This window comes from Acinetobacter sp. TTH0-4 (assembly GCF_015602665.1).
Lineage (GTDB): Bacteria > Pseudomonadota > Gammaproteobacteria > Pseudomonadales > Moraxellaceae > Acinetobacter > Acinetobacter albensis.
This window is the reverse complement of the sequence record NZ_CP059079.1, coordinates 783,323-808,406: the sequence shown is the minus strand read 5'-3', so window position 1 is coordinate 808,406 and position 25,084 is coordinate 783,323. Positions and strand designations below refer to the sequence as shown.

21 protein-coding genes and 1 pseudogene are annotated in these 25,084 nt (G+C 37.8%); 8 read left to right on the top strand and 14 right to left on the bottom strand.

Annotated elements, in window-relative coordinates:
- Positions 1 to 10: 10 nt before the first annotated feature.
- Positions 11 to 1,012: a hypothetical protein gene (locus tag H0S58_RS03740; RefSeq protein WP_195727184.1), complete on the top strand. Its 1,002-nt coding sequence runs from the start codon at positions 11 to 13 to the stop codon at positions 1,010 to 1,012.
- 41 nt (positions 1,013 to 1,053) lie between these two features.
- On the opposite strand, the gene H0S58_RS03735 is transcribed toward H0S58_RS03740, so the two are convergent.
- Both H0S58_RS03735 and nfuA read right to left on the bottom strand, forming a co-directional pair.
- Positions 1,054 to 3,108, bottom strand: a complete 2,055-nt coding sequence (locus tag H0S58_RS03735) for a TonB-dependent receptor domain-containing protein (protein ID WP_195727183.1) — start codon at positions 3,106 to 3,108, stop codon at positions 1,054 to 1,056.
- A 282-nt stretch (positions 3,109 to 3,390) separates the two neighbouring features.
- Positions 3,391 to 4,029: a Fe-S biogenesis protein NfuA gene (gene nfuA, locus H0S58_RS03730; protein ID WP_053578466.1), complete on the bottom strand. Its 639-nt coding sequence runs from the start codon at positions 4,027 to 4,029 to the stop codon at positions 3,391 to 3,393.
- Positions 4,030 to 4,188: 159 nt separating this feature from the next.
- On the opposite strand from nfuA, the gene H0S58_RS03725 reads away from it, so the two are divergent.
- The 3 genes from H0S58_RS03725 to H0S58_RS03715 all read left to right on the top strand — a co-directional run bounded on the left by H0S58_RS03725 (position 4,189) and on the right by H0S58_RS03715 (position 6,890).
- Complete coding sequence (locus H0S58_RS03725) at positions 4,189 to 4,806, top strand: rhomboid family intramembrane serine protease (RefSeq protein WP_195727182.1); 618 nt, start codon at positions 4,189 to 4,191, stop codon at positions 4,804 to 4,806.
- A 185-nt stretch (positions 4,807 to 4,991) separates the two neighbouring features.
- Positions 4,992 to 5,159, top strand: coding sequence for a hypothetical protein (locus tag H0S58_RS03720; RefSeq protein WP_195727181.1), 168 nt, complete (start codon positions 4,992 to 4,994; stop codon positions 5,157 to 5,159).
- Positions 5,160 to 5,339: 180 nt separating this feature from the next.
- Positions 5,340 to 6,890: a hypothetical protein gene (locus tag H0S58_RS03715; RefSeq protein WP_195727180.1), complete on the top strand. Its 1,551-nt coding sequence runs from the start codon at positions 5,340 to 5,342 to the stop codon at positions 6,888 to 6,890.
- A gap of 81 nt (positions 6,891 to 6,971) precedes the next feature.
- On the opposite strand, the gene H0S58_RS03710 is transcribed toward H0S58_RS03715, so the two are convergent.
- Positions 6,972 to 8,591 (bottom strand): inorganic phosphate transporter, encoded by a 1,620-nt coding sequence (locus H0S58_RS03710; protein WP_195727179.1) that lies wholly within the window; start codon positions 8,589 to 8,591, stop codon positions 6,972 to 6,974.
- Between the two features lie 427 nt (positions 8,592 to 9,018).
- On the opposite strand from H0S58_RS03710, the gene metH reads away from it, so the two are divergent.
- Positions 9,019 to 12,711, top strand: a complete 3,693-nt coding sequence (gene metH / locus H0S58_RS03705) for a methionine synthase (RefSeq protein ID WP_195727178.1) — start codon at positions 9,019 to 9,021, stop codon at positions 12,709 to 12,711.
- Between the two features lie 135 nt (positions 12,712 to 12,846).
- Here the strand turns inward: metH and def are convergent, their stop codons facing one another.
- On the bottom strand, positions 12,847 to 13,332 hold the full coding sequence (gene def, locus H0S58_RS03700; RefSeq protein WP_195727177.1) for a peptide deformylase: 486 nt from the start codon (positions 13,330 to 13,332) through the stop codon (positions 12,847 to 12,849).
- Positions 13,333 to 13,492: 160 nt separating this feature from the next.
- Here def and H0S58_RS03695 point away from each other — a divergent pair, with 160 nt between their 5' ends.
- A complete protein-coding gene (locus H0S58_RS03695) occupies positions 13,493 to 13,696 on the top strand; it encodes an amino acid transport protein (protein WP_195727176.1) in 204 nt (67 codons plus the stop codon).
- A 170-nt stretch (positions 13,697 to 13,866) separates the two neighbouring features.
- On the opposite strand, the gene H0S58_RS03690 is transcribed toward H0S58_RS03695, so the two are convergent.
- The 3 genes from H0S58_RS03690 to pnuC form a co-directional block, all read right to left on the bottom strand.
- Positions 13,867 to 14,364 carry a DUF2505 family protein gene (locus H0S58_RS03690; protein WP_195727175.1) on the bottom strand — a complete coding sequence of 166 codons (498 nt, stop codon included), beginning with the start codon at positions 14,362 to 14,364 and terminating at the stop codon, positions 13,867 to 13,869.
- A 137-nt stretch (positions 14,365 to 14,501) separates the two neighbouring features.
- Positions 14,502 to 14,777: a hypothetical protein gene (locus tag H0S58_RS03685; protein ID WP_195727174.1), complete on the bottom strand. Its 276-nt coding sequence runs from the start codon at positions 14,775 to 14,777 to the stop codon at positions 14,502 to 14,504.
- Positions 14,778 to 14,807: 30 nt separating this feature from the next.
- Positions 14,808 to 15,392 carry a nicotinamide riboside transporter PnuC gene (gene pnuC / locus H0S58_RS03680; protein ID WP_195727173.1) on the bottom strand — a complete coding sequence of 195 codons (585 nt, stop codon included), beginning with the start codon at positions 15,390 to 15,392 and terminating at the stop codon, positions 14,808 to 14,810.
- Between the two features lie 211 nt (positions 15,393 to 15,603).
- Between pnuC and H0S58_RS03675 the strand changes: the two genes are divergently transcribed.
- On the top strand, positions 15,604 to 16,389 hold the full coding sequence (locus H0S58_RS03675; protein WP_195727172.1) for a crotonase/enoyl-CoA hydratase family protein: 786 nt from the start codon (positions 15,604 to 15,606) through the stop codon (positions 16,387 to 16,389).
- 297 nt (positions 16,390 to 16,686) lie between these two features.
- Here the strand turns inward: H0S58_RS03675 and H0S58_RS03670 are convergent, their stop codons facing one another.
- The 4 genes and pseudogenes from H0S58_RS03670 to pgaB form a co-directional block, all read right to left on the bottom strand.
- Positions 16,687 to 17,172: a hypothetical protein gene (locus H0S58_RS03670; protein ID WP_195727171.1), complete on the bottom strand. Its 486-nt coding sequence runs from the start codon at positions 17,170 to 17,172 to the stop codon at positions 16,687 to 16,689.
- A gap of 226 nt (positions 17,173 to 17,398) precedes the next feature.
- Positions 17,399 to 17,803, bottom strand: a complete 405-nt coding sequence (gene pgaD, locus H0S58_RS03665) for a poly-beta-1,6-N-acetyl-D-glucosamine biosynthesis protein PgaD (RefSeq protein ID WP_195727170.1) — start codon at positions 17,801 to 17,803, stop codon at positions 17,399 to 17,401.
- Positions 17,793 to 19,085: a poly-beta-1,6-N-acetyl-D-glucosamine synthase gene (gene pgaC, locus H0S58_RS03660; protein ID WP_195727169.1), complete on the bottom strand. Its 1,293-nt coding sequence runs from the start codon at positions 19,083 to 19,085 to the stop codon at positions 17,793 to 17,795. The genes pgaD and pgaC overlap by 11 nt, the downstream gene beginning before the upstream one ends.
- A gap of 11 nt (positions 19,086 to 19,096) precedes the next feature.
- Positions 19,097 to 21,088 (bottom strand): annotated as a pseudogene (gene pgaB, locus H0S58_RS03655) (poly-beta-1,6-N-acetyl-D-glucosamine N-deacetylase PgaB).
- A 258-nt stretch (positions 21,089 to 21,346) separates the two neighbouring features.
- Between pgaB and H0S58_RS03650 the strand changes: the two are divergent.
- On the top strand, positions 21,347 to 21,790 hold the full coding sequence (locus H0S58_RS03650; protein WP_195727168.1) for a GNAT family N-acetyltransferase: 444 nt from the start codon (positions 21,347 to 21,349) through the stop codon (positions 21,788 to 21,790).
- Here the strand turns inward: H0S58_RS03650 and H0S58_RS03645 are convergent.
- From H0S58_RS03645 to H0S58_RS03635, 3 genes are all read right to left on the bottom strand, one after another.
- On the bottom strand, positions 21,785 to 23,590 hold the full coding sequence (locus tag H0S58_RS03645; protein WP_195727556.1) for a GGDEF domain-containing protein: 1,806 nt from the start codon (positions 23,588 to 23,590) through the stop codon (positions 21,785 to 21,787). The genes H0S58_RS03650 and H0S58_RS03645 overlap by 6 nt on opposite strands.
- Positions 23,591 to 23,786: 196 nt before the next feature.
- Positions 23,787 to 24,125, bottom strand: a complete 339-nt coding sequence (locus tag H0S58_RS03640; RefSeq protein WP_053580242.1) for an FKBP-type peptidyl-prolyl cis-trans isomerase — start codon at positions 24,123 to 24,125, stop codon at positions 23,787 to 23,789.
- Positions 24,126 to 24,549: 424 nt separating this feature from the next.
- Positions 24,550 to 25,080, bottom strand: a complete 531-nt coding sequence (locus H0S58_RS03635; protein ID WP_193891742.1) for a YaeQ family protein — start codon at positions 25,078 to 25,080, stop codon at positions 24,550 to 24,552.
- Positions 25,081 to 25,084: the final 4 nt, after the last annotated feature.

Genomic DNA, 25,084 nt, shown 5'->3' with positions numbered 1-25,084 from the left:
CAGAGACAGTATGCAAAAATATCCGATGATTGAGCAATTGATTGAAGCTCATCTTGACTTTTTAGAGCAAGAATTTTCCCATACTGCCACGATTCAAACTGAATTTTTAGAATTTTATCACTGGTTCATCCAACAAAAATTAAAAGATATTTGGTCTTTTCAACATATTCATGACCTCTTACAAAAACAAATTTTAGCGACACCGACCACTCATTTTTTAATTGAGCAGATCACGGAACATCTTCATTTCGCCTTAATTCACCCAGTGAATGAAAATACCAAGATTGCAGATATTATTTCTGTCAGCACAATTGATAAAATTGCACAATATGTCGCAAGTAAAAGTGGTCACCGACAACGCCTCATTAAAACAGTGGTCAACAATCCCGCTTTTTCAGCCATGATCAGTCAATTGATTCAGCACTCTATTCAAGATTATTTAGATAATTCACTGATGGCAAAACGCGTTCCTGGCGTATCGCGCTTTATGAAAATGGGCAAATCTGTTTTAGAAACCGTCACTGACTCAAATTTGGATGAAACGATCGCGCATTATCTACAAAAAAATATTTTAAAGTTAAGTCAAATGAGTGAACATGTTTTAAATCAACACTTTGATGATGAAAAACTCTATCACTTTCAAGCCAATTTATGGCATAAAATTAAAGATATGCCCTTGACTGTATTTAGAAATTATATCGAAGTTCAGGACTTGCCCAATACGGTCAGTTTAGGCCATGAAATTTGGGATCATCTTCGTCAAACTGACTATTTAAAACAACAACTTCATGACGGAATATATACATGGTACATCCGCAACCAAGAGCGCCCATTTGATTTGTTATTACGTGATTTGAATATTGATGAACGCTTAGTTCAAAATGAATTGCAATCTTTGCTGACTCCTCTCATTCAAAAAATGGTTTCGTCTAAATATTTAAGAGCTCGAGCAAGAATTTATTTAGAAAAATTTTATTATGCAGAAACAACTCAGAACATTTTAAATCCTTAAATAAAAAAGCCGCAAATGCGGCTATTTTTATAAGAATATTATTAGAAATTAGCAACAAAACTAATGCCATAGCGACGACCATCTAAAACCTGATCGCCATCAGCATCTTCTGCTTTTTCATCTAAAAGGTTATACACGCCAAATTTGCCTTTTAAGCTAGGCGTAAACTGATAATTAAAACCCACATCTAAAAATTGATAGGCTGGCGTCGGCTCAGACATAGAAGCGCGTCCTAAATAAGACGAGGTTTCACTACGATAGTGTAAGCGTGTCCAAACATCTAGCACATCATTGAGGTTGTAATCTACAGTGGCATTAAACATATGTTTTGGTATTTGGTTTAAAGGCTGCCCTTTTAAGTCACCCGATTTTTGCTCAGTTTCTGTGTAGGTATAATTGGTGTTTAAATTGACCCCTTCTGCTAGCTCAGTATCAAATGAAGCTTCAACGCCTTGCATGGTCGCTTCATCTACATTAATTCGGGAACTAATAAAATTCCACAAACGTACATTGCCTGTGGCTGCATCTATACGTCCAAATGGATCCACACATGCCCATGTTGCTGAATCACTATTATTACCATTGGGTGATGAACAGTCGCGCACTTCAGTAATTTTATCTTTATATTCAGTATAGAAAGCCGTCAGTGAAGCTTTGGACTTGTCGCCCTGCCATGCAGTTCCTAGTTCATAACTCACCGATTTTTCTGGTTTTAAATTATCATTTCCCATAATAAAGGCACTGCCTTTACCCGTTACAGAATGTACTTCACTGGAAGATTGTCTTAAGTCAGGTTGTTTGTAGCCAGTGGATACACCGCCTTTAAACGTCCATGCATCGGTCGGGTTATAGACGCCATATACACGTGGAGAAAAATTACCGTCATAGTTTTCGTCATGGTCATAACGTAAACCAGTGGTTAAGTTAAATGTATCTGTAATGGACCATGTATCTTCTGCAAATACTGCAAATGCCCAACGTTCCAGTTCTGTTATCGGCATGTCTGCATTTTGATTGGTTGCACTATCAACCAATGACTCGTTTTTAAAATAGACGCCTGAAATTAAATTATGATTACTCAACTGCCAATTCCACTGCGAATTGGCAAGCCAAGTTTCAAGTTCAATGCCGCTTAAACCTGAAGTCGCATTTTTACGATCTGGATTTTTTGACTTTTCATATTGGATGTATGAACTACTATTCAATATATCGCTATATGTACCATTGTGGGTTAAGCCAAATACTTCACGATAATTTCGACCGTAAGAATCTGCTCCTGTATTTAAAATTGTTTTACCTGCAGTAGATTCTGACTCTTGCTTGGTAAAATTGGCTTCAAACTCTAAATCATGTTGATCATTGATTAAATAGGTGAGTTTAGAATTTAAACTTTCTATTTCTGTGCCACGAAAGCCACCAACATAACTATCTTCTTCGCGCTTTTGTTTATTCAGCCCCAGTTGCATTCCCAATTTATTTTCAATCAAAGGCCCAGTGAGATAGACCGAACCATTCTTAATCTCTCCAGAATTATTCGAATCTTGTAAAATCGTGCCTAATTCAACCGTACCTGACCATTCATCGCTGACTTTTTTAGTAATAATATTGATGACACCCCCCATCGCATCACTTCCATATAAAGTAGATGCAGGTCCACGAATGACTTCAATACGCTCAATTGCTGAAATTGGCGGTAAAATATTCTTCTCAAAACCACTGTCATCGCCATTTGGATTTACATCTTTAGAATATTGACGCTTACCATTGACTAAAAATAAAGTGTAACTTGAGCCCATGCCACGAATACTGATGGTTTGCGCAGACCCAGCCCCTGAAACAACCACGCCCGGTGTATTTCTCAGTACATCGGTAATATCATTATATTGTCGTGTTTCTAATTCTTTCTGAGTAATGACTGTCATTGAAGCCGGTGCTTTGCTGACATCTTGTTCATAACCCGCAGCAGTGACCACAATCGTTTCTAGTTTGGTCGGCTCAGAAATAGATGATATTTTTTTATCATTTGCAGATACAACAGACGCAATAACAGACAAAATTGAAAGCGATAATGCAGATCGAAGAATACGCTTGGTCATTCAAGGTCCCCAAGTGGCAAATAGTGGATAAGTATTGCAATTTTCGTTGCACAGTGTAACAAAAAGTAATTCAATTGCAATTAGTATTGATAATTATTATCATTAATATTCGTTTTTATGTTTAATTTTTAATCAAAATTATTAAATTCGCTACCTATTTTTTAAGATTAATTTAAGCTTTATCTGATTTTTTTAAAGAAGAAACTTTTTCTCAGTTCAAAATTCATATTTATTTTTCTCAAAAAAAACCCCCATATTTGGAGGTTTTTTCTTCATTTAAACTTATTTGAAGTAAGCGCCTTCTGCCTGAGTGTGGTCCGTTTGGTCAACTACACGCGATAGTTCAGGAATATGCTGTTTTAAAGTCGTTTCAACACCTTGTTTTAAGGTTACATCAATCGCTGAACAACCTTGGCAACCACCACCAAATTTTAATACAGCCGTTAAACCGTGTTCTTCATCTTCGATCATTTCCACTAAAGCACAATTACCGCCATGCCCTGCTAAACCTGGATTAATTTCGGCTTGCAAGACATAAGTAATACGCTCTTCAATCGAGGCATCTGCACCTACACGGGGCACTTTTGAATTGGGTGCACGAAAAGTCAATTGTCCACCAAAACGGTCTTTATTGTAATCAATCACTGCATCTAATAGATAAGGAATTGATGGTGCATCAACATAAGCCGCAAAGTCGGGATAATCTTGTTTGTAATCTGTAGAAATAATTTCTTCAGGCGCGCTATAAGCCATACAACATTCAGCACGAGGCGTACCCGCATTTTCTACAAACACACGTACAGCAATGCCAGGCGTATTTTGTTTTGCCAGCAAGTCAAATAAATACTCTTGCGCTGTCGGTGTAATCAATAAATTTGGAATTTCTTCTGCAACTGCAGTGCTGATGTTCTCAGTCGACATAACAATATTTCCTCAAGCTGAAGTTGTCATTTTAACTGAAGATGCGGGGTAATAAAAAAAAATCAACTAAAATTGTCGGAATTATTATAAAAGTTTATTTTAATCCCACTTTTAATGGCATTATAAATTATAAATATTGAAAAGTTGAACTTTCACTTCATGCTCGATTTACCTTTTAATCATACTGTTAGTCTGATTCTGATTACGGTCATTATTTCACTGATTGCCTTTTCCAACCAAAAAGTCATGAACCGTCTTATTTTTTGGCCACCGGCAATGCAGCGCGGACAATATGATCGTTTTGTCACCCATGGTTTTATTCATGCAGATGGCGCTCATCTTATTTTTAATATGATTACCTTGTTATTTTTTGGTAGTGTCATTGAGAGCTTCTATCGCCAGTATTTTTTTGATCTGGGTTTTGTGTTGTTCTATTTGGGCGGTTTAATTGTTGCAATTATTCCCAGTTATCTCAAGCATAAAAATGATCACCGCTGGGCAAGTTTAGGTGCTTCAGGTGCGGTATCAGCGGTTTTATTCGCTTATATTTTGTTTGAACCCTGGAAACTGATTTTTGTTTTCTTTATTCCTGTTCCAGCGATTATTTTTGCTATCTTATATGTGAGCTACAGTATTTGGTCAGGCAAACGTGGTAACTCCAATATTAATCATAGCGCACATTTATGGGGTGCAGCTTATGGTGTCATTATGACCATCATTCTAGAACCACGTATTGTTTCACACTTCATCAATCAGCTAATGCAACTGCCCTTTTAATTGATTTTAAATTACTTTTTGGGATTCTGATGAATAGAATCCTTTTTTTATATTTATTTTTCACTCAGATTTTTAAGTGATCTTTTGATTAATTTGAAACATTCACATAACAATTCTGTATATATTTTAGTCAATTTTATTTCATATAATAAATGACATAGCGAAGATAAATTAAGGATAATGTCATGAGAAAAATAGGGTTACTAACGAGTTTATGCCTAAGTTTTGCTTTAACTTCCTGTGCTGTTCATACACGTGACGGCAGTATTGTTGTTGATCCTGATCGCAGTTCTCATCCACATGACCGAGGTGATTTTTGTCCACCGGGTCAGGCTAAAAAAGGCCGTTGTTAAACTATATTTACTCATTATTTTAGCCTTCACGATTGGATATGCCATCTGAAGGCTTTTATTTTTTCAATTAAATCCGACATTAATTCACTTCATTTTGTCACTTAATGCCAATCAATTGGTGAATTTGGCATAGATAATGTATACGTCTGTATATTAATTATTCTCTTTTGCGAGTTGTGCATGCCAACATCATTCGATGGTCTTCAATTTCCAATCCCCTCTTCTAGCCATAAAGCCAGTAGCTCTCGAACTGGAAAAGAAATTATCGCTGAAGCCCTTTCAATGGTCGATCACCAGTCCTCTCAAAAAGCCTTAGCTGAAAAAAATTGGCGTAAGCGTTACCCTCCTTATTTTAAAATGTTGGTTGAACAAGGTATTCGTAATGGTATACATCCCATTACTATCGCCAAGCAGGGATTACATAAAGCACATCATAGTTTTCATTTTTATCGAAACGGTCAACGTTATTTGCTAAAAGATATGATGAACGATGTAAAAATAGAAAATTTATATACCATTAAACTTCAAGGTGAAAATGATGCTGCACCTGAATGGTATGTACCTTACAAGGGTGAAAAATTAAAAGGTCAAGCGTTACTCGCGCAAATTCAGCATTGGGAAGATACTGGCATTATTGAACCCAGCCATGCTGATGCTTTACGAACTGCGCAATCACATCCTGAATGGTTTAATCTTTCTGACCGTACTTTGGTATTATTTGGAGCGGGTTCAGAAGCAGGCCCACTGACTTGGTTATCCAAATGGAAAGCCAATATTGTTGCCGTCGATCTGCCCAATCAGCGTATTTGGGGCAAAATCTTAAAAACCATCCAACAAGGCAACGCCACTTTATACGCGCCTTGTAGCGAAAAATTAAGTCCAAATACATCTACCGCAATTTTGAAAGAAAAATTAGGTGCAGATTTATTGACGCAAACACCTGAAATTGCACATTGGTTAAGTCAAAATGAACATCAGCTTGATCTGGCAGCAATTGCGTATTTAGATGGTGAAAAACACGTGCGTGTTTCGATGGCGATGGACAGCATTATGCAGCATGTCAGTCAGCAAAAATCTGATACCAGTTTAATGTTTATGTGCACACCCACCGATGTCTATGCCGTTCCTAAAGAAGTCATCACAGCATCACGTCAAAAATTTCAACAACGTTCAAAAACTCAGCAGATGATCAGTAAAACTATTGCGACCGTTTCTGGGCAGTATTTTTTCAAAAAAAATCGTCACACACTCATTACCTCAGAGAATGGCAAAGAGTATGGAATTGCAGACTGTCTAGTGGTCGAACAAGGACCAAATTATGCTTTAGCAAAACGCATCCAACAATGGCGCGCAACTTTGGCACGCCATTCTGGGCAACGGGTCAGTATTAATATTGCGCCATCGACCACCACCCATTCGGTGACTAAAAATCCATTATTAAAAGCTGCTTTCAATGGGGCCAGCTTGTTTGATGTTGAATCATTTGAACCTGAAACGACCAATGCAATAATGGCTGCCTTATGGATTCATGACTTGCGTCATCCTGAATCTGTCGCCAATCCTGAAATGCATCTAGATCATCCTTTAGAACTGATGATGCATGGAGCAAATCATGGGGGCTTATGGCGTGTTGCTTATTTAGCGCGGAGTGCTTTACCTTTTGCTGCTTTGTATGGATTTGCCAATCAAAAATTACGATTAGATAAAATGATAGGCAAACAGAAAAAATAAGCTTATTTTTACAATATTTCTAAAACTAAAAACGCTGCAAATGCAGCGTTTTTTGATGGCAAATTTTAGTTGAACAAAGTTTTAAGTAAACTGTAAGAATAACCAGTACAAACCACCCGATAAACAAATGGTGGCAGGTAAGGTGAAAATCCAAGCGGACAAAATGACCTTCACGGTGGCAAAATTCAACCCCGATTTATTGGCAACCATCGTACCCGCAACCGCACTGTTTAATACATGTGTGGTCGACACTGGCATACCAAAACCATCTGCAGCCGCAATGGTGGTCATCGCGACCAATTCTGCTGACATGCCCTGACCATAAGTCATGTGATTTTTACCAATACGCTCACCCACTGTGACCACAATGCGCTTCCAGCCGACCATTGTGCCTAAGCCCAATGCTAGAGCGACTGCAACCTTCACCCAAGTTGGAATATATTGCAGGAAAGAATCTAATTTACTACGATATTCTTTAATCGCTTTGCCCTGGTCTTGCGACATGGCAGGCAGTTGTTCAGCTTTATCCAAACGCTTAAATGCTGTGCTACTCAAATACATATCGTTGCGAATAATCGAAACTTCCGCTTCAGGAATGGCTTTTAAGTCACCATATTGCGCAACACGGTCACCCAAATGATCGGTTAAACTGGCCAATGCTGGAACCACTTCAGGTGTAATTTCTTTGGTTTGAATATATGTGGTTAATGTATTACGCGCTGTTTCATCGGTTATTGCTGTATGATTTACATACAAAATATCTGCAGTCTGATTCGACAGTTGATTAAAAGATTGAATATGTTGAGCATCTAGATTTTTATTCAGAGAATAAGCCAGAGGAACAATACCAATCAGAATCAACATAATTAAACCCATACCCTTCTGACCATCATTTGAACCATGAGCAAAACTCACCCCTGTACAAGTGAAAATCAGAATCGCGCGGATCATCGGTGGTGGTGGCTTGTTACCTTCAGGTGGCTGAAACAATTCTACTTGTTTTTTAAAGACTTTTTTAACCAGTAAAAATACAATCGCAGCAAAAGCAAATCCGATCAAAGGTGAAAATAACAAAGCCTTACCGACTTTAATCACCTGATCCATATCTACACCACTTGCTCCACCTCCTGAATTTAAAAGATAATTCATGATGCCCACACCTAAAATCGAACCGATTAAAGTATGTGAACTTGAAGCAGGAATACCTAAAAACCAAGTACCCAAATTCCATAGAATGGCTGCAATCAACATGGCAAAGACCATGGCAAAACCAGCGCCCGAGCTAACATTCATAATTAACTCGACCGGCAACAAAGCAATAATGCCGTAGGCCACTGCCCCGCTTGCAACCATGACCCCAAGAAAATTACAAAAACCAGCCCACATTACCGCAACTGGTGCAGATAAGGCATTGGTATAAATGACTGTCGCCACTGCATTTGCAGTGTCGTGAAAACCATTGACAAACTCAAAGCCCAAAGCAATGAATAAAGCGGTAGCCAGCAAGATAACAGAATATAAACTTAAAGTTGGAACATGAGACAAATCAGCAGAAAGCTGAAAACCAATGTAAACCAAAGTTGCAATAATGACCGTTAAAAACACCGGCATAAAAAATTTCGGTGTAGGCACATGCACATTCGTCGATTTCAGTGGCGCTGATGAAACCTGATCTTGGACGGGAGGAATATTAGAATTCATGCAAACGGTTCAAAGGGATAATAATATCCCCTTATTGTTCAATTTAATTGTGACAATTATATGACAAGCGTGCGCCATATTAAGTCAATTATTAAAAAATTGACTTAATTTAAGTCATTCCCCTATACATTTTGGGAAATATTTTTTTGAATCTATTCTTTGCAATATTTAAACTCAATCATCATGCATGGATATATTGCAAAAATAGTCATCTATATAAAAATTTATGAATGGGCAAACTACCTTATTTTTTTGCTGATCTCACTTAAATCATAGTAGTCCTGACATATTTCAATTCGATGAAAAATAAAGCAGTAATCGTTTATTTTGAAGTGGAAAACGGCCCATTTGGCTGAATATCCCTCAAAAGCAGTGTAATTCTGCTAAGATAGCAGCCATTTTATATTCCACTGGATCGGGATTATTTATGTCCACGCTTGCCACCTTAAAAGAGCTTCTCGCCAAACGTATTCTAATTATTGATGGTGCAATGGGCACCATGATTCAACGCCATCAATTAGAAGAAGCAGATTATCGGAGTGAGCGTTTTGCTGACTGGGCATCTGACCTAAAGGGAAATAACGATTTATTGGTGCTGACCCAACCACACATTATTCAAAGTATCCATGAAGATTACTTAGATGCGGGTGCGGATATCATTGAAACCAACAGCTTTAATGGTACACGCGTTTCTATGTCTGACTATCACATGGAAGATTTAGTTCATGAGATTAACTTTGAAGCAGCACGTATTGCCAAAGAAGCCTGTAAAAAATATTCAACCCCTGACAAACCTCGTTTTGTCGCAGGTGTACTTGGGCCGACATCACGTACTTGCTCAATTTCACCGAATGTCAATGATCCTGCATTTCGTAATGTGACTTTTGATGCACTCAAAGAAAACTATATTGAAGCAGCACACGCGCTGATTGAAGGCGGTGCAGATATTTTATTGATTGAAACTGTATTTGATACTTTGAACTGTAAAGCGGCCATTTTTGCAGTCAAAGAAGTCTTTAAACAGTTAGGTTATGAATTACCGTTGATGATTTCAGGCACCATTACCGATGCTTCAGGTCGTACTTTAACGGGTCAAACGGCTGAAGCTTTCTGGAACTCTGTACGTCACGGCGATTTACTCTCGATTGGTTTTAACTGTGCTCTAGGTGCAGATGCCATGCGTCCACACGTAAAAACAGTGGGTGATGTGGCCAATACCTTTATTTCAGCACATCCTAATGCAGGCTTACCGAATGCTTTCGGTGGTTATGATGAAACCCCTGAAGAAACTGCGGCATTCTTAAAAGAATTTGCAGAAAGTGGTCTAATCAATATCACAGGTGGTTGCTGTGGTACAACGCCAGATCATATTCGTGCTATTTATAATGCTGTCAAAGATATTGCACCCCGTCAAATTCCAAATATTGAACCCGCTTGTCGTCTTTCAGGTTTAGAGCCATTTAACATCACCAAAGATTCATTGTTTGTGAATGTCGGTGAGCGTACCAACGTTACAGGTTCAAAAAAATTCGCACGTTTAATTCGTGAAGAAAATTATACCGAAGCTTTAGAGGTTGCCTTAGACCAAGTTCAAGGTGGCGCGCAAATTGTCGACATCAACATGGATGAAGGCATGTTGGATTCACAAGCAGCAATGGTCACGTTCTTGAATCTGATTGCATCTGAACCCGACATTTCCCGTGTTCCAATCATGATTGACTCATCAAAGTGGGAAATTATTGAAGCAGGCTTGAAATGCGTTCAAGGTAAACCTGTCGTTAACTCTATTTCTCTAAAAGAAGGTTATGACGAGTTTGTCGAAAAAGCACGTTTATGCCGTCAGTATGGTGCTGCAGTTATTGTTATGGCTTTTGATGAAGCTGGTCAAGCCGATACAGCAGCGCGTAAACGAGAAATTTGTAAGCGTTCATATGATGTTTTAGTGAACGATGTTGGCTTCCCTGCTGAAGATATTATTTTCGACCCGAACGTGTTTGCTGTGGCAACGGGTATTGAAGAACACAATAACTACGCGGTTGATTTCATTGAAGCAACAGGTTGGATTAAACAAAACCTTCCCCATGCGATGATTTCTGGTGGTGTCTCGAACGTATCGTTCTCATTCCGTGGTAATGAGCCTGTCCGTGAAGCGATTCATGCCGTATTCCTTTACCACGCCATTCAACAAGGCATGACCATGGGCATTGTAAATGCAGGACAACTTGCTATTTATGATGATATTCCGAAAGAATTAAAAGCAGCCGTTGAAAATGTTGTTCTTAACCAAAACCAAGGTGAAAGTGGTCAAGATGCTACAGAAAAGCTACTTGAAGTTGCTGAACAATACCGTGGTAAAGGCGGCGCACAACGTGAAGCTGAAAATCTTGAATGGCGTGATCAACCTGTTGAAAAACGCCTTGAATATGCCTTAGTCAAAGGTATTACCGCTTATATTGATATCGATACTGAAGAAGCACGTTTAAAATCAACCCGACCTTTAGATGTGATTGAAGGGCCACTCATGTCTGGCATGAATGTGGTAGGTGATTTGTTTGGCGCAGGTAAAATGTTCTTGCCACAAGTAGTGAAATCGGCACGTGTGATGAAACAAGCCGTGGCTTGGCTGAACCCGTACATCGAAGCAGAAAAAGAAGAAGGTCAAACCAAGGGTAAAATCTTGATGGCAACGGTAAAAGGCGATGTACACGATATTGGTAAAAATATTGTAGGCGTTGTTTTGGGTTGTAATGGCTATGACATTGTTGACCTTGGCGTGATGGTGCCGGCGGAAAAAATTCTACAAACTGCCATTGATGAAAAAGTCGATATTATTGGTTTATCTGGTCTCATCACGCCATCTTTAGATGAAATGGTATTTGTTGCCAAAGAAATGCAGCGCAAAGGTTTCCATATTCCATTGATGATTGGTGGTGCAACCACATCGAAAGCACATACTGCGGTTAAAATTGATCCGCAATATTCAAATGATGCCGTCATTTATGTCGCTGATGCATCTCGTGCAGTCGGTGTGGCAACGTCCCTGCTGTCACCTGAAATGAAGCCTGAATTCATTAAAGGTTACCGTGAAGAATATGCCAAAGTTCGTGAACGTATTGCTAACAAACAACCCAAAGCAGCGAAATTATCTTATCCAGAATCTATTGCCAATGGCGTGAAAATTGACTGGACAAACTATGTGCCACCTAAACCAAACGTGCTTGGTCAGCACATCCTGAAAAATTATCCGCTAGCGACGTTAGTCCCTTATTTTGACTGGACACCGTTCTTTATTTCGTGGAGTTTGGCAGGCAAGTTCCCTGCTATTCTAACCGATGATGTCGTCGGAGAAGCAGCAACTGATTTGTATGAACAAGCACAGATCATGCTAAAAGATATTGTCGAAAATAATCGTTTTGATGCACGTGCAGTATTTAGCCTCGCACCTGCAAAACGCACTGATGCAGATACGGTGTCTATTTATGATGAAAATCAAAGCGTAACGCATAAATTTGAACATACCCGTCAACAGTCAGACAAAGTCTCTAAAAAACCAAACTTCTCATTAGCCGATTTTATTGCCCCTGAAGAGACAAGCCTTGATGATTACTTAGGTGGCTTTACAGTTTCAATTTTCGGTGCAGAAGAAATGGCACATGAATACAAAGCCAAAGGCGATGATTATTCTGCAATTTTAGCGCAGTCTTTGGGTGACCGTTTTGCAGAAGCTTTTGCTGAGCATTTGCACGAACGTATTCGTAAAGAGTTCTGGGGGTATCAAGCAGCAGAACAACTGTCAAATGAAGATTTGATTAAAGAGAAGTACGTCGGAATTCGTCCTGCTCCAGGTTACCCTGCATGCCCTGAACATTCTGAAAAAGCGACATTATTTAGCTGGTTAGATTCAACCAATGCCATTGGTACGGAACTTACTTCGAGCTTTGCAATGTGGCCACCTTCGAGCGTGAGCGGTTTCTATTACAGCAACCCCCAATCTGAATATTTTAATGTCGGTAAGATTGCGCAAGATCAGTTAGACAGTTATGCAGAGCGCAAAGGCTGGTCGATGGATGAAGCGAAGCGTTGGTTAATGCCAAATTTAGATGATTCAATTGATATTTAAATAAATCAATTTCTCAATAAACCCCTCCAAGTGAGGGTTTTTTCATTTCCAAACTATTCGTATTCATGACAACTCTATTTTTAAATCTACCGGCTACATTCGGACTCGTTCGTACTCATTCAAAAAACTACCCAATTAATGCTCTATTCTTTCCACAAACAACACGCCATCTAAATGATCCACCTCATGTTGCACAATCCGTGCAGGAAAACCACGAAAGACTGTTTCAACTAACTTACCTTGCAACGTTAAGTATTTCACTCTCACCATTTCTGCCCGTACTACTTGTCCACGTTTATCAGGCACACTTAAACAACCTTCTTCACCTATAATTGTTTCTACAGATTTTTCCAATATTTCAGGATTCACCATGACCACAGCATCCATATCAGGTGCATCGGGATAACGTAAGTTTGGACGTGAAGCCATGATAATCAAACGTTTAGATACATAGACCTGCGGTGCGGCAATTCCGACACCATTACGTTCCAGCATGGTGGCTTGCATGGCTGTTGCCAACTCATTTAACCATACGCTGTTTAATTCCAAGGTCGTAACAGATGCAGCTTTTAACGTTAAAATCACTTCACCACGTCGGGCTACAGCTAAAATTGCACTCATATTTTTTCCTAGACTTTAAGTCATATATTTTAAATTTAAATAAAAGCAAATGTACTTTAAACTTCAAAAGTTCGGTTCTTTATCCCAAAACCTTCATTATTTAAGCTAAATTTAATCTTCTACTTTATAATCAGTCCAATGCTATATAAACATAATCAATATGAATACCACTCAACTTTTGCTCGGTTTAATTTTTAGCTTTATAGGCTTAGGCTATTTCTTATATGGCAAAAAGCAAAAAAAAATGGTGCCTTTGGTCTGTGGTCTACTGCTGATGGTCTATTCTTATTTTATTGACACTACTTTATGGTTATCAGGCCTTGGTGTACTGTTCTCCTTATTCCCTTATTTTATTCGCCTTTAAATATTTTTATAAGAATATTTTAATCATCCATCTATTCATAAGTCGATTTAAATCAATTGAAATGCTTTTCAATGAAATAATTTCAATTATAAAATAATGAAAAATTATAAAAAAAAATGCCCGTACATAGTGGCATGAACGGACATGATTGAATTAAAAAAATTTAAAGATTATACGCTGAGATTTTTCTTTAGTTCATCTTCAACAATCTGGATTTCAACATCACTAAATTTACGAATCTCGCCTTCCGCATGTTTTTCCAACATACCGGCCACCAAAGGCACTTTAACTTTGACTTGCCAATTTAAAGTGATATGAATTTGTTGGTCATCTCCTGTTACAGAGCGTTCGCAGTTCGCTTCCAAAGGTAAATTTGCACCCAATTCTATTGTAGAACTTAATGCCTGCAAATCAGTAATATCTGTACGTTTTAAACGAAAGGCATCTTTCAGGAGCTTTTTTGCAATATCTGGAATATTCACATCTAAATTATAAGCACGGCGCAGCGTATAGGTATTTCCATTAATTTGAGATTCAATAATTTCTAATTTTTCACCTGGAATACGTTTACACACCGCTTCGTGTAAACTTGTATTTGCTGCAAGACGTTTAAACTCGTCAATTGAAACACCTTGAATGGTAGAGTTAATCGTAAAACGGTGCGCCATAATTTTGTCCTTTATCTTTTTATTGCTTATCCTGATCATCAGTTCTCAACACAGAGAAATTCAATGATCTAGCGTATTTTCATTCGTCTCTATTTAATTGGATTCTCGCTTTATTGTCATTGACCACACATTCTAAACTATTGGCCATGTACGCCATAACAGATCTCAATTTTATCGGTACACGAGATTTTCAAGAAATGTGTTCGATATTCAACAATGGCATAAAATTGTTCAGCCCCATCATCTAATCCTGTTGCTGACCATGTCGTTCCTCGCGGAAAGTCATTTAACCATTCAGCTTTGTAAAAATCGGAGACTGAATCAAAAGTGATATATTTTTCAGGTGCAGCCTGAATCCTTGCAGCCATTTCTTCAAATTGTCTAAGTTGATATTGTATAAAATCAATCAACATATTCAAAATTCCAATGATGAGTCAAAATATTTAAACGCCTTTAAAATGACTGTGTGCCTGTTTCTTTTTCACTTGTTGCCACTGCCACCAACCAAAAGCGGCCAAAGCAACAAAAGCGGTATATAAACCGGCAGTCAGAAATAAATCTTTATAAATAAACATGCCCACATAAACAATATCGACAAAAACCCACAACACCCAAGTCGCAATATGTTTACGACTGGTCCAATAGGTTGCCAATAAACTAAATGCAGCCAATTGAGAATCTAACATCGGTACAGCAGCATCGGTAAAGTGTTTTAAAATTAAACCAAAAATTAATCCTCCTATTGCTGCAAAGCCCATTTGTAACATCACAGTTTTGGATGCAATCGGTTCAATACGAATTTCATGGTCTTGCTGCTTGCCCTTGAACCAGTGATAGAAACCATAAAAATTCATCCCCATAAAGAAGAATTGCAAAATAGTTTCGCCATATAACTTAAATTCATAAAACAAATAGGCATAGAGTACAAAGGCCACAAAGTTAAACCACCAACACCACATATTTCGTCTAATGGTTAATGTCACACCAATAATACTAATGATGACTGCAATAATTTCTAAAGGTGACATAACAAGCAACAAATGGATAAAGAGAATGCCGTTATTATGAAAAAAAATTCGCTGAACGCAAGCTAAATTAATTCTATTCTGAATCTTGTAAGATTCATAAAATCACCATTTTAATTTTAAAATTAATGGTTAAATTCAAATCAACACGCAGCATTTGACAGTTTTCTAAAGATCACTTAAAAATAGAAAAAATGATCCAAGGAAAATAACTATGTCAGATCATCCAGGGAAAGTGAGCCGAGAAATACGTGGGTCTTTGTTTTTAATTGGCCTTGATCGTGTTGCTAAGCGAAATGCATTTGATAGCCATTTAATTGATGATTTATCACTGGCGCTGACTGAGTATGAAGATCTTCCACACTTACGTTGTGCCGTCATTTTTGCACATGGTGAACATTTTACTGCAGGTCTAGACTTGGTGGAATTGCAGCCCAAATTAGAAACAGGAATATTTGCTTTTGATGACATGCAAATTAATCCTTGGGGAACGAGCGGACGAGTACGTAAAAAACCTGTGGTGGTTGCAGTACAAGGCTTTTGCTATACCGCAGGCATCGAACTGATGTTAAATGCCGATCTCGTCATTGCACAAGATACGACGCAGTTTGCTCAAATGGAAGTGCAACGTGGCATTTTACCTTTTGGCGGTGCAACTATTCGTTTTGTTCAGGCCGCAGGTTGGGCAAAAGCCATGCGCTACTTACTTACAGGCGATGCATTTGATGCAGCAACAGCACTCGATTTAAATCTGATCAGTGAAATTACAACAGAATCACCACTCAATCGTGCCCTTGAGCTGGCGGGACATATTGCTCAAGCTGCACCACTTGCAGTTCAAGCCACACTTGCTTCTGCCAAAGACGCCGCTGAGTACGGCACTGAAATGGCATTTTCCCGTTTACCCCAGCATCTTAGCCCTTTGTTAAAAACACAAGATGCACAAGAAGGTGTGATGGCTATGCTTCAACGACGTGCTGCACAGTTCAAAGGTCAATAATTTAATTCTGATCATTGAACGTATTTTAAAAGCATTTAAATACACGCTATCTATACCCAATGATTAATGTTTAAAACTTAACCAGATGATATTTTTATTAAAATTTAAAAAAATCGGTCACTTAAATGAAAAAGTACTATTTTAATGAAGAGTGCAAATAAGATTTTTTTGCTGAGAGTGGGTCAAACCCAACCGATTAGAACCTTGTAGGTAAAGGCAGATGAATACACTTTAAATATTTATATTGAATAATATAATTGATTAATCTTTTGGTCTGCGCGCAATACCGTCACTAAGCTAAACCTGCCTATATTTTTCCTTAATCTCAAATTTATGTTCCTGACCAAAACGGTCAACATGCGTATAAAACACGCCATAACGCCCGACATAATATTCCAAGGACTGATCGTAAAAAGTCCAATAAATCGACCATTCTTCTAAATCCAGACGACGAATTTGTGTTTGGGTTTTCGCAGGCAATTTTCGGAGTAGATTTTCTTGTATCACAACGGCTTGTTCTGAATCCCGATCTGTCGGGGGATGTTCAAAAAATATCTCACAGACATCATCAAAAAGTTGTTGTTCATATTCTTCTACTTCATCTAGACGTGGTTCAGATAGTGTTGACAGGTCACTACTCAAAAATGAAACAGCGGAAGTTGAGGGTTCTGTTTGCTGTGTTTTACGCCGCTGATGATAGTGGTGAATATACATTTTAAAACCCACTTTCCAAATGACAATCAATCCAATAAAAAAACATAAGCACAAAAGTATTTTGACCATAACGTCACTCTCACGCGTAAATAGTAATTATCTTTATCATATATAAACCAGTTTGAGCAAAAATCATACATTTTCTGGCTTTTTAGTTGTTCGATATTCTTTTTTAAAGACTTCAAGCTCTTGTTTTAAATTGTAAAAAAATAAAAGAATTAAAATGAATACAATAAAAATCCCCAATTTTTTATCCATATTGAGGGATTTTTTTAACATGAGCCAAAGTGGAAAATTATGATTCAATTCGAATAATTTTACCGTATTCATCATGATGGATTACACAGACTTTCTGTTGCTGACCATACTCAATTTCTTGTGCAGTTAAATTAAAGTAATCCCCATACTCATGAATAGTTTTATGCGCTGTTTTCTTTACGCAGTAAGCAGGCATATAGTTCGACCATAACAATAAAATCACAGTACACAAGATTAAAGCACCTATACCGTGTTCTATCCCTAAACCAAACGCTGAAAAAACATGTTGCTTTTGCAAGCCCAAGATTCCTGCAATCAGCAATACAGGTCGCCAAAGAAGTAACCAAACAGCCCACAGTATTGCAGTCGAGGTATTAGATGCATAGCGTTTATGCCAAGGTAAATAATGTCGTAAATCAATAATTAAAGGATTACTTTTCATCGATAATACTCACATCATTTAAAGTTGGATCACGCATTCCTCGGTCAGGACTGACCCATCGTGCGCGTTGACCTTGACCACGAAATAATACTTTGGGGAAGGCCACAATACTGGCAGAAAGTGTAATCAGCCAAAAAACAAATGGATACCAAATCATCCAAAAATAATTTTTGCCTAATCTTGGTTCGTAACGGCTGTCCATCCATTGACTGATCGCAAATTGCAACAAACATGTTCCACCAAGTAGCATTCCTGTTCCGTAAGGCAAAAATGGGGAATTAATACCCGTAATTCCCAACGATGGAATAAAGTGTAGTAACCAAACCAGCAACATAAATAACATTAAATATGACCACACCAAAGTCAAAATTAATTCAAAAATGAGTGGCCATAAAAAGTTAAGTTTAGGTTTAAACAGTACATCAATATTTTTAATGAGTACTTGTGCCCCACCCATCGCCCAGCGTAATCGTTGCTTCCACAAGCCGTTGAATGTTTCTGGCATTAAAATCCAGACCAAAGCATTGGGTTCAAACTGAATATTCCAGCCAGCACGTTGTAATTTCCAACTAATATCAATGTCTTCGGTCAACATATCTGCAGACCAATACCCTACTTCATGCACAGCACTTTTACGAAATGCAGTGATCACGCCAGAGACGGTAAACAGTCGTCCAAAACTTTGTTGAGCACGTTTAATCATGCCGACAATGGATGAGAATTCTCCGACTTGAATACGTCCAATTAAAGTTGAACGGGTGCGAATTCGAGGATTCCCCGTAACGGCTGCCACCGTTTCATCTTCAATAAAATGTTTCAGCATCCACGTTGCAGCATGTGGATCAAGTAAAGCATCGCCATCAATGCCCAGTAAATATTCGGCATCCGTTACTACACTACCTGCTTGTAACGCCATGGCTTTGCCCTGATTTTGTGCCAAATGTACCACGCGTAATTTTTCATGTTGCTTGGCTAGACGATTTAAAACTTCTGCGGTGTGATCTGAACTGCCATCATTAATTGCAATCACCTCAAAATGGGGATAATTCAGTGCCAAAGCGTGACTTAGTGTTTCTTCGGCATTCTCACCTTCATTAAAGCAAGGCACCAACACCGCCACTTTCGGATAAAATGGAAGTATTCCTGGTTGTTGATAGGGTGTTAGTTGTCTTTCGTTCCAATAAAAGATAAGCGCGCCAATCATCCATAAATACGACATAAACAATGGATAGTAAAAGACAAAGTGCAATGCAGAATGCCAAAAATAGTGTAGCGTTGACATATGAAATTCCTTTAAGGAATAAGTTTGTTTGATTTCAAATCAAATGCTTTATGTAATATTTGAGGATCAGGATGATCTTGAATCGGATCATCTGGATAATACGCCACATGCATTGCACCCTGTTCATATAAAGACTGAATAGTGGCAGCCATTTCTTCTGATGGAACTTTTTGATTGGTGCGCCAATTCACTGCTTGTAACTCAAAAACCGTTTTATGAATTCCATTTGGAAATTGCTTTACGCGGTTTAAAATATCGTGATAAAAAACATCATTATTCGGTGCTTGCTCCATATAGGGCATGGCCATAATTGCAGTAAAATCATAACGATTTAAGGACTGCTCCAAAGACTGTGAATACCAATTTTCTGCATAGGGTTTTAAAGCCACTTGCGCATACAAATTACGTGCTGTCAGTAAAAATGGATGATACTGGCGTAACTCCTGTGCCAGTTGCATTGCAAAATCATCAATATATTGCGTTTTAAAAGCAGTCCATTTTTGTAAGTCTGCTTCGCTACTCCGAATTTATGCCAAATCGCGGGGTAACCCAATAGCGGCATAAGCTTGCATAGCCTCTGGACTGGCATCTTCATAATCTGACAAGGTAGTATCGTCGTGAAACAAAATGCCATTAAAAGGCACTGATTTAGCCAAATCTTGATAAATACCACGAATCGTCTGACGAGCATCTGCCGAGAATGGACTTAGACGATGATATCCCATATTCAAATGTTGATTATTCTGTACTTGCTGCGTTTCTACTACATCTTGAGATACTGGATTATCGGCAGGTAATTCCCAAGCCAATAATGGCATCCATGCATATACACGACTGACTGGAGTGCGGGTCTGAATTTGCCAAGCCACACGGTTAAACAAATCTGCACGCATAGGTAAATAATGATTAGGGAAATACACCATGTCTGCCGAACCATTCGCATCAGGATCGGAAAAGGCTTGTAAATACACAGTATTGACCTTCATCGCGACAATTCGATCAAGTAAATGACCTAAATTACGTTCTTGTTGTATCGGGTCTTTGTCATAAATATAATCTAAATCAATATGCATGATTTTTTGTGGACGATTATTGTCACCCAGATTTTGCTGACGATTTTGAATTTCCTGCGCCAAATCCGCTGTAGTCATATCCCCTTCAACCAAAATACGATTCAGTTGGCCCAGTGATTTTTTCACTGAATTTTCACCATCATCTAGACTAATGGCAATCGGCATACCTGCTGTTTTAGCAATATTGACTGTTTGCATATTATAGTGACCATAAGGCCATACCATTACACGCGGTGATTTCAATCCATGTGCGATCAAAATTTCATTGTTCTTTTTTAAATCACGGCTAATACGCTGCTCATAAGCCATGTCATTTTCATAACTGGCCGTTTTAGGATCATATAAGCGCGTTACGGCTGCTGGCTCAAGATTACCTTGTGGATTAGCCAAAATCCCTCGGTGTAAATCGTAACTATGGCTGGCAATTTCTACCCAACCACTATTTTGCATTTCTTTTAATTCTGTCCAAGACAACATCTGATTACGTTGAATCGACTCACCTGAAAAATCAACCTTTTGCCCTTCTTTGGGCTGTAGCCATGAACCCACTACTGCCAATACCACTGGAATTTTATTGGCTTTTACAATCGGATAGGCATTTTGATAAAAAGAAGCATAACCATCATCCACCGTTAATAAAACTGGTTTTTGAGGTAAATGGTATTTGCCTTGATGTGCCTGAATCAACTGGTCAATACTAATAAAATGGAAGCCATTTTTTTGCAGCCAAAGAATATGTTGCTGAAACTGTTGGGTGGTGACAGCATATTGCGGAATCAGCGCATTTTTACTGTTAATAATTTCATGATAACCAATCACCGTCAGATTATCAGACGGTTCTGGCACCTTACTCCAAGCCAAATGGGGTATTTGCCATAAAGCCAAAGAAAGCGACGCGGAAAGCAAAGTTGAAAGCAAGCGAGTTTGCATTGATGGGTGCTCAAAAATCATTTTATTTGTCCAATATCACGCATCATCCATCAATGGGTCATTGCGCTTTCCTTTTTTTAAAGAAGCATGATATTGCGTTATTTCAGATGATATTTTTATCAAATTAAACTGAAATGAATCTTAAAAAGTAGAATTGATTCTGAAAAATAAAACTCTTAAAAATGCAACAAGATCGCTATTTTATAAATCATGTAATTACATTCAAATAGCATGCTTAAATTGATAAAATAATTCACCATGATTAGAACTGCACAAATTCAAGATATTCCCACTGTTGTTCAACTGATTCATGCCAGTATTCGTTCTTGTATTTTAGATCATCAGCGCCGTGAAAGTGACATACAGATTTGCTTGGAAAATATCACTCAGACTAATATTTTATTATGGATGCATTATAACGATAGTTGGGTACATGTCATTAATAACCATATCTTAGGATTTATTTTAGTCAGCGATCAAGGAAAGATTCTACTACATTATGTTTTACCCGAATCACAGCAGCAAGGCATTGGAAAATCATTACTTTTTCATATTATTGCACAAGCACAGCAACACAAATGGTCAGAAATAACTGTAGATAGCACTTTAACTGCCTTACCTTTTTATCAAAAATATGCCTTTGAAAAGCAAGTATTTCTGGCTGATCAGAGTGCTCCCATTGTAATGATTCGCTCCCTATAATATCTCGGGAGAGCGTGGTTGATACTGGTCTCGCCCTGCGTGTTTTGCAACATACAATTGAACATCTGCTGCTTTCATTAATTCATGAATATTGGCATAGGGTTTTTCTCGTGCCATCCATGCTACTCCCATGCTTAAAGTGACATATTGTTTATGGTCAGGTCGGTTCAAATGTTCAAAATGTTTTTTTCTCACTGCATCTAAAACCTGTTGCATCACTTTAAGTACGACCACTGTGGGAATATTATGCAAAATAATGGCAAACTCCTCGCCGCCATAACGGGCGACATATGCAGAGTCTGGTAAGGTCTGTTGAATGACTTTAACCAAATCCTGTAAAACAATATCGCCATTCAAATGTCCATAATAATCATTATAATTTTTAAAAAAATCGACATCTAACATCGCGAAGGCCAAGGTGCTATTGCTATGATTTTGAGTAAATGTAAACAACCTCTGTATTTCAATATTTAAAGCTCGGCGGTTAAAAGCACCTGTTAATGGATCAATTTGAATTTGCTGTTCTAGCTTTTCATTTAATAAACTTAATTGAGAAGTACGCTCTTGGACTTTTTGGTCCAAAGAACTGTTTAATTCAATTAAGTTATTATTTAACTGCTCAATATGATAAGAATGACGCGCATAATTTTTGGATTGTTGAAACATAATTAATAAAGCATAAAAACTGGTCGAAATAAAAGAAAGATTGAATGAGTCGATCAGATTAAGCGTCAATAAAAAGTCATGTGTAAAAGTGACACAAAGTAAAATGACTGCCCATACATTGATCGTGGAATAGTTTTTTTTATGTTTAAGCGTTAAATAAAAACCATAGGCAAAATTTGAAACAACCACCAGACTCAGGACTGAACTGTAAAATGCCAACGGTTGAAACACTTCAGGCAAGGTAAATACCGTGACCAAAATATTGACCAGAAGTAAAAACATGGCAAGCACATACACCACTGGGTGCAAATAGCGCCAATTCAGTAAATACATATAACTAAGGAAAAATCCAATAGTCAAATAAGTAAATAAACTTTCTAAACGTGCGCCCCATAACCAACTAATATTCATAAATGCGGTATACGCATAAGGCGCTGAAAACAGATTATGTAAAGCCAAAAATATAATAAAAAGGCCAAATACAAAAACTCGAACACTACTGCGCCCAATAGATCGCTGGAAAACCGAGAACATGAGGGTAAATAAGCCTACACCCAAGACTGCACCGCACATCAAACCGATACTCATCATAAATTGTTGGAACTGCAAAGCGATAATTTTTGCAATTCCAATTCGCATCGGATTTTCTAATCCGCCGTGCAAAGCATTAAAATTTGAGACTTGAAAAGTTAAAGAAAAATATTCTTTTTCCAATACAAAATAAGCAATTCTTGGCGCACTTTCGGTTTCTTGATTTTTTGCATTTTCTGAAATTTCACCTAAACGAAGAATAAAATCTCCGTTTAAATACATCCGATAAGCACCATATTGATTGGGAATATACACCGCAATACGACGACCGATATATTCTTTAGGGATTTTAAAATGACCAATAAATGTGCCGTAAGTCTGATTTTTCCCCGTAATTTCCTTGAATGAAATCGGTAAAGCCACCGCCTGTGACTTTAAAATAGCACTGGGATTGACAATAAATTGTTCAGGATAATACTGCCACATTCCTTTTAATGGGGATGTACTCTTTTCAGTAAATTCAACTTGGTTTAATAAAGGTTGATTTAAATAAAATTCATCCGTTGCTGGTTCGTAGAGTGCCCAAACACGTGAACAGCCCATGACTATTAATAAACAGGCAAAAAGAAAAAATTGAGTAATATTAATTGAATTATTGATCTTATACAAAAAGCGAATCATCCTTTAATTACGCTTAGCTGATTTCTAATGTAACGCTTAAAAAATAAAGTTTAAACTTTTTTTTTCAGTATCTACAAGATACATCCATTTATCTTGTAGGATATTTATTAATCAGCCATTAATCTCGTGTTTTGACATCAAATAGCTCAATTTCAAAAACTAAATTAGAATTTGCTGGAATAACTTTACCCATTTTTCGTTCGCCATAAGCCAAATGTGCAGGTACCAACAATTTTCGCTTGCCGCCTACTTTCATGCCCATTATGCCCTGATCCCAACCTTTGATTACTCGACCTGTTCCAATCACTGTTTCAAAATAATTGCCACGGTCAATTGAAGAATCAAACTTAGTTCCATCTTCTAACCAGCCCGTATAATGCGTGGTAATGAGCGCGCCTTTAACCGCTTCCTTCCCTTCACCCACTTTTAAATCAATAATTTCAAGTTCGTTTGTCATGATCATTTACCTGAGATTGGCATAAAATTTAAAACTCATTATAAACCGAATTGACTGATTTTTTAGGCTTTAACTCAGAAGGGATTAAAAATGCAGTTTCTGATCACTATTATGATGGACTAAATGAAAGAGAGATTTTTTGATGATTTTCATCCACTCCCCCATCAGACGTTGTAATACTTTTTGTGAGCTATATACGTTCGCTTAAATGAATAATACTTAAAAGTGCTTACTGCTCATCTACATCATTTTCTTCTAATGAAAATATAAGGTCATCATGCTTTTTGGGTTCAATCTCTGCGAGCAATCATGCAAAAAGCTTAAATCCATAGTCATCTTACTAAGCATATGAGTATTTTTTGTCGTTTTTACATAAACAATTTTGCTTGCAGGATGCAAACCTAAGCCCGCATCCTCATCAAGATTACTGTAATTGTTCCCATTCAACCAACACTTGTGCATCATCCCCAATGATCGTCCATTCACCGTCCATGACATTTAACTGAAGCTGCATGGTACGTGCACACAGTTGCGGCAGTGCTTCTGTGGTTGCAGTAGAGAGCTTCCAAACTTGAACATTGCTTAAAGTTTTTAATTTGCTGTTGCGCTTATACCATTCATCTACTGAATTTCCATAAGTGACTACCGCAACTTGTTTACAACGTGCACTGGCTTTTTTGACTTTATCTTCGTCTGGACTGCCGACTTCAATCCATTTGATCAGTTGACCCGTTAAGTCTTTTTGCCATAAAGCAGGTTCATCTGTTTCAAATAGATCTTTGGTAAATTCCAAAGCATCATCGGCAAAACGTGCATAAGCCAAAATACGCACCATCAATCGTTCAATAGTTTCAGATGGATGCAAAGCCATAGTCAATTGATAATCACCATATTGGTGATTATCCATATTGGCGATATTTAAATCAGCCTTATAAATCGTCGCTTTAAGCGCCATAAAA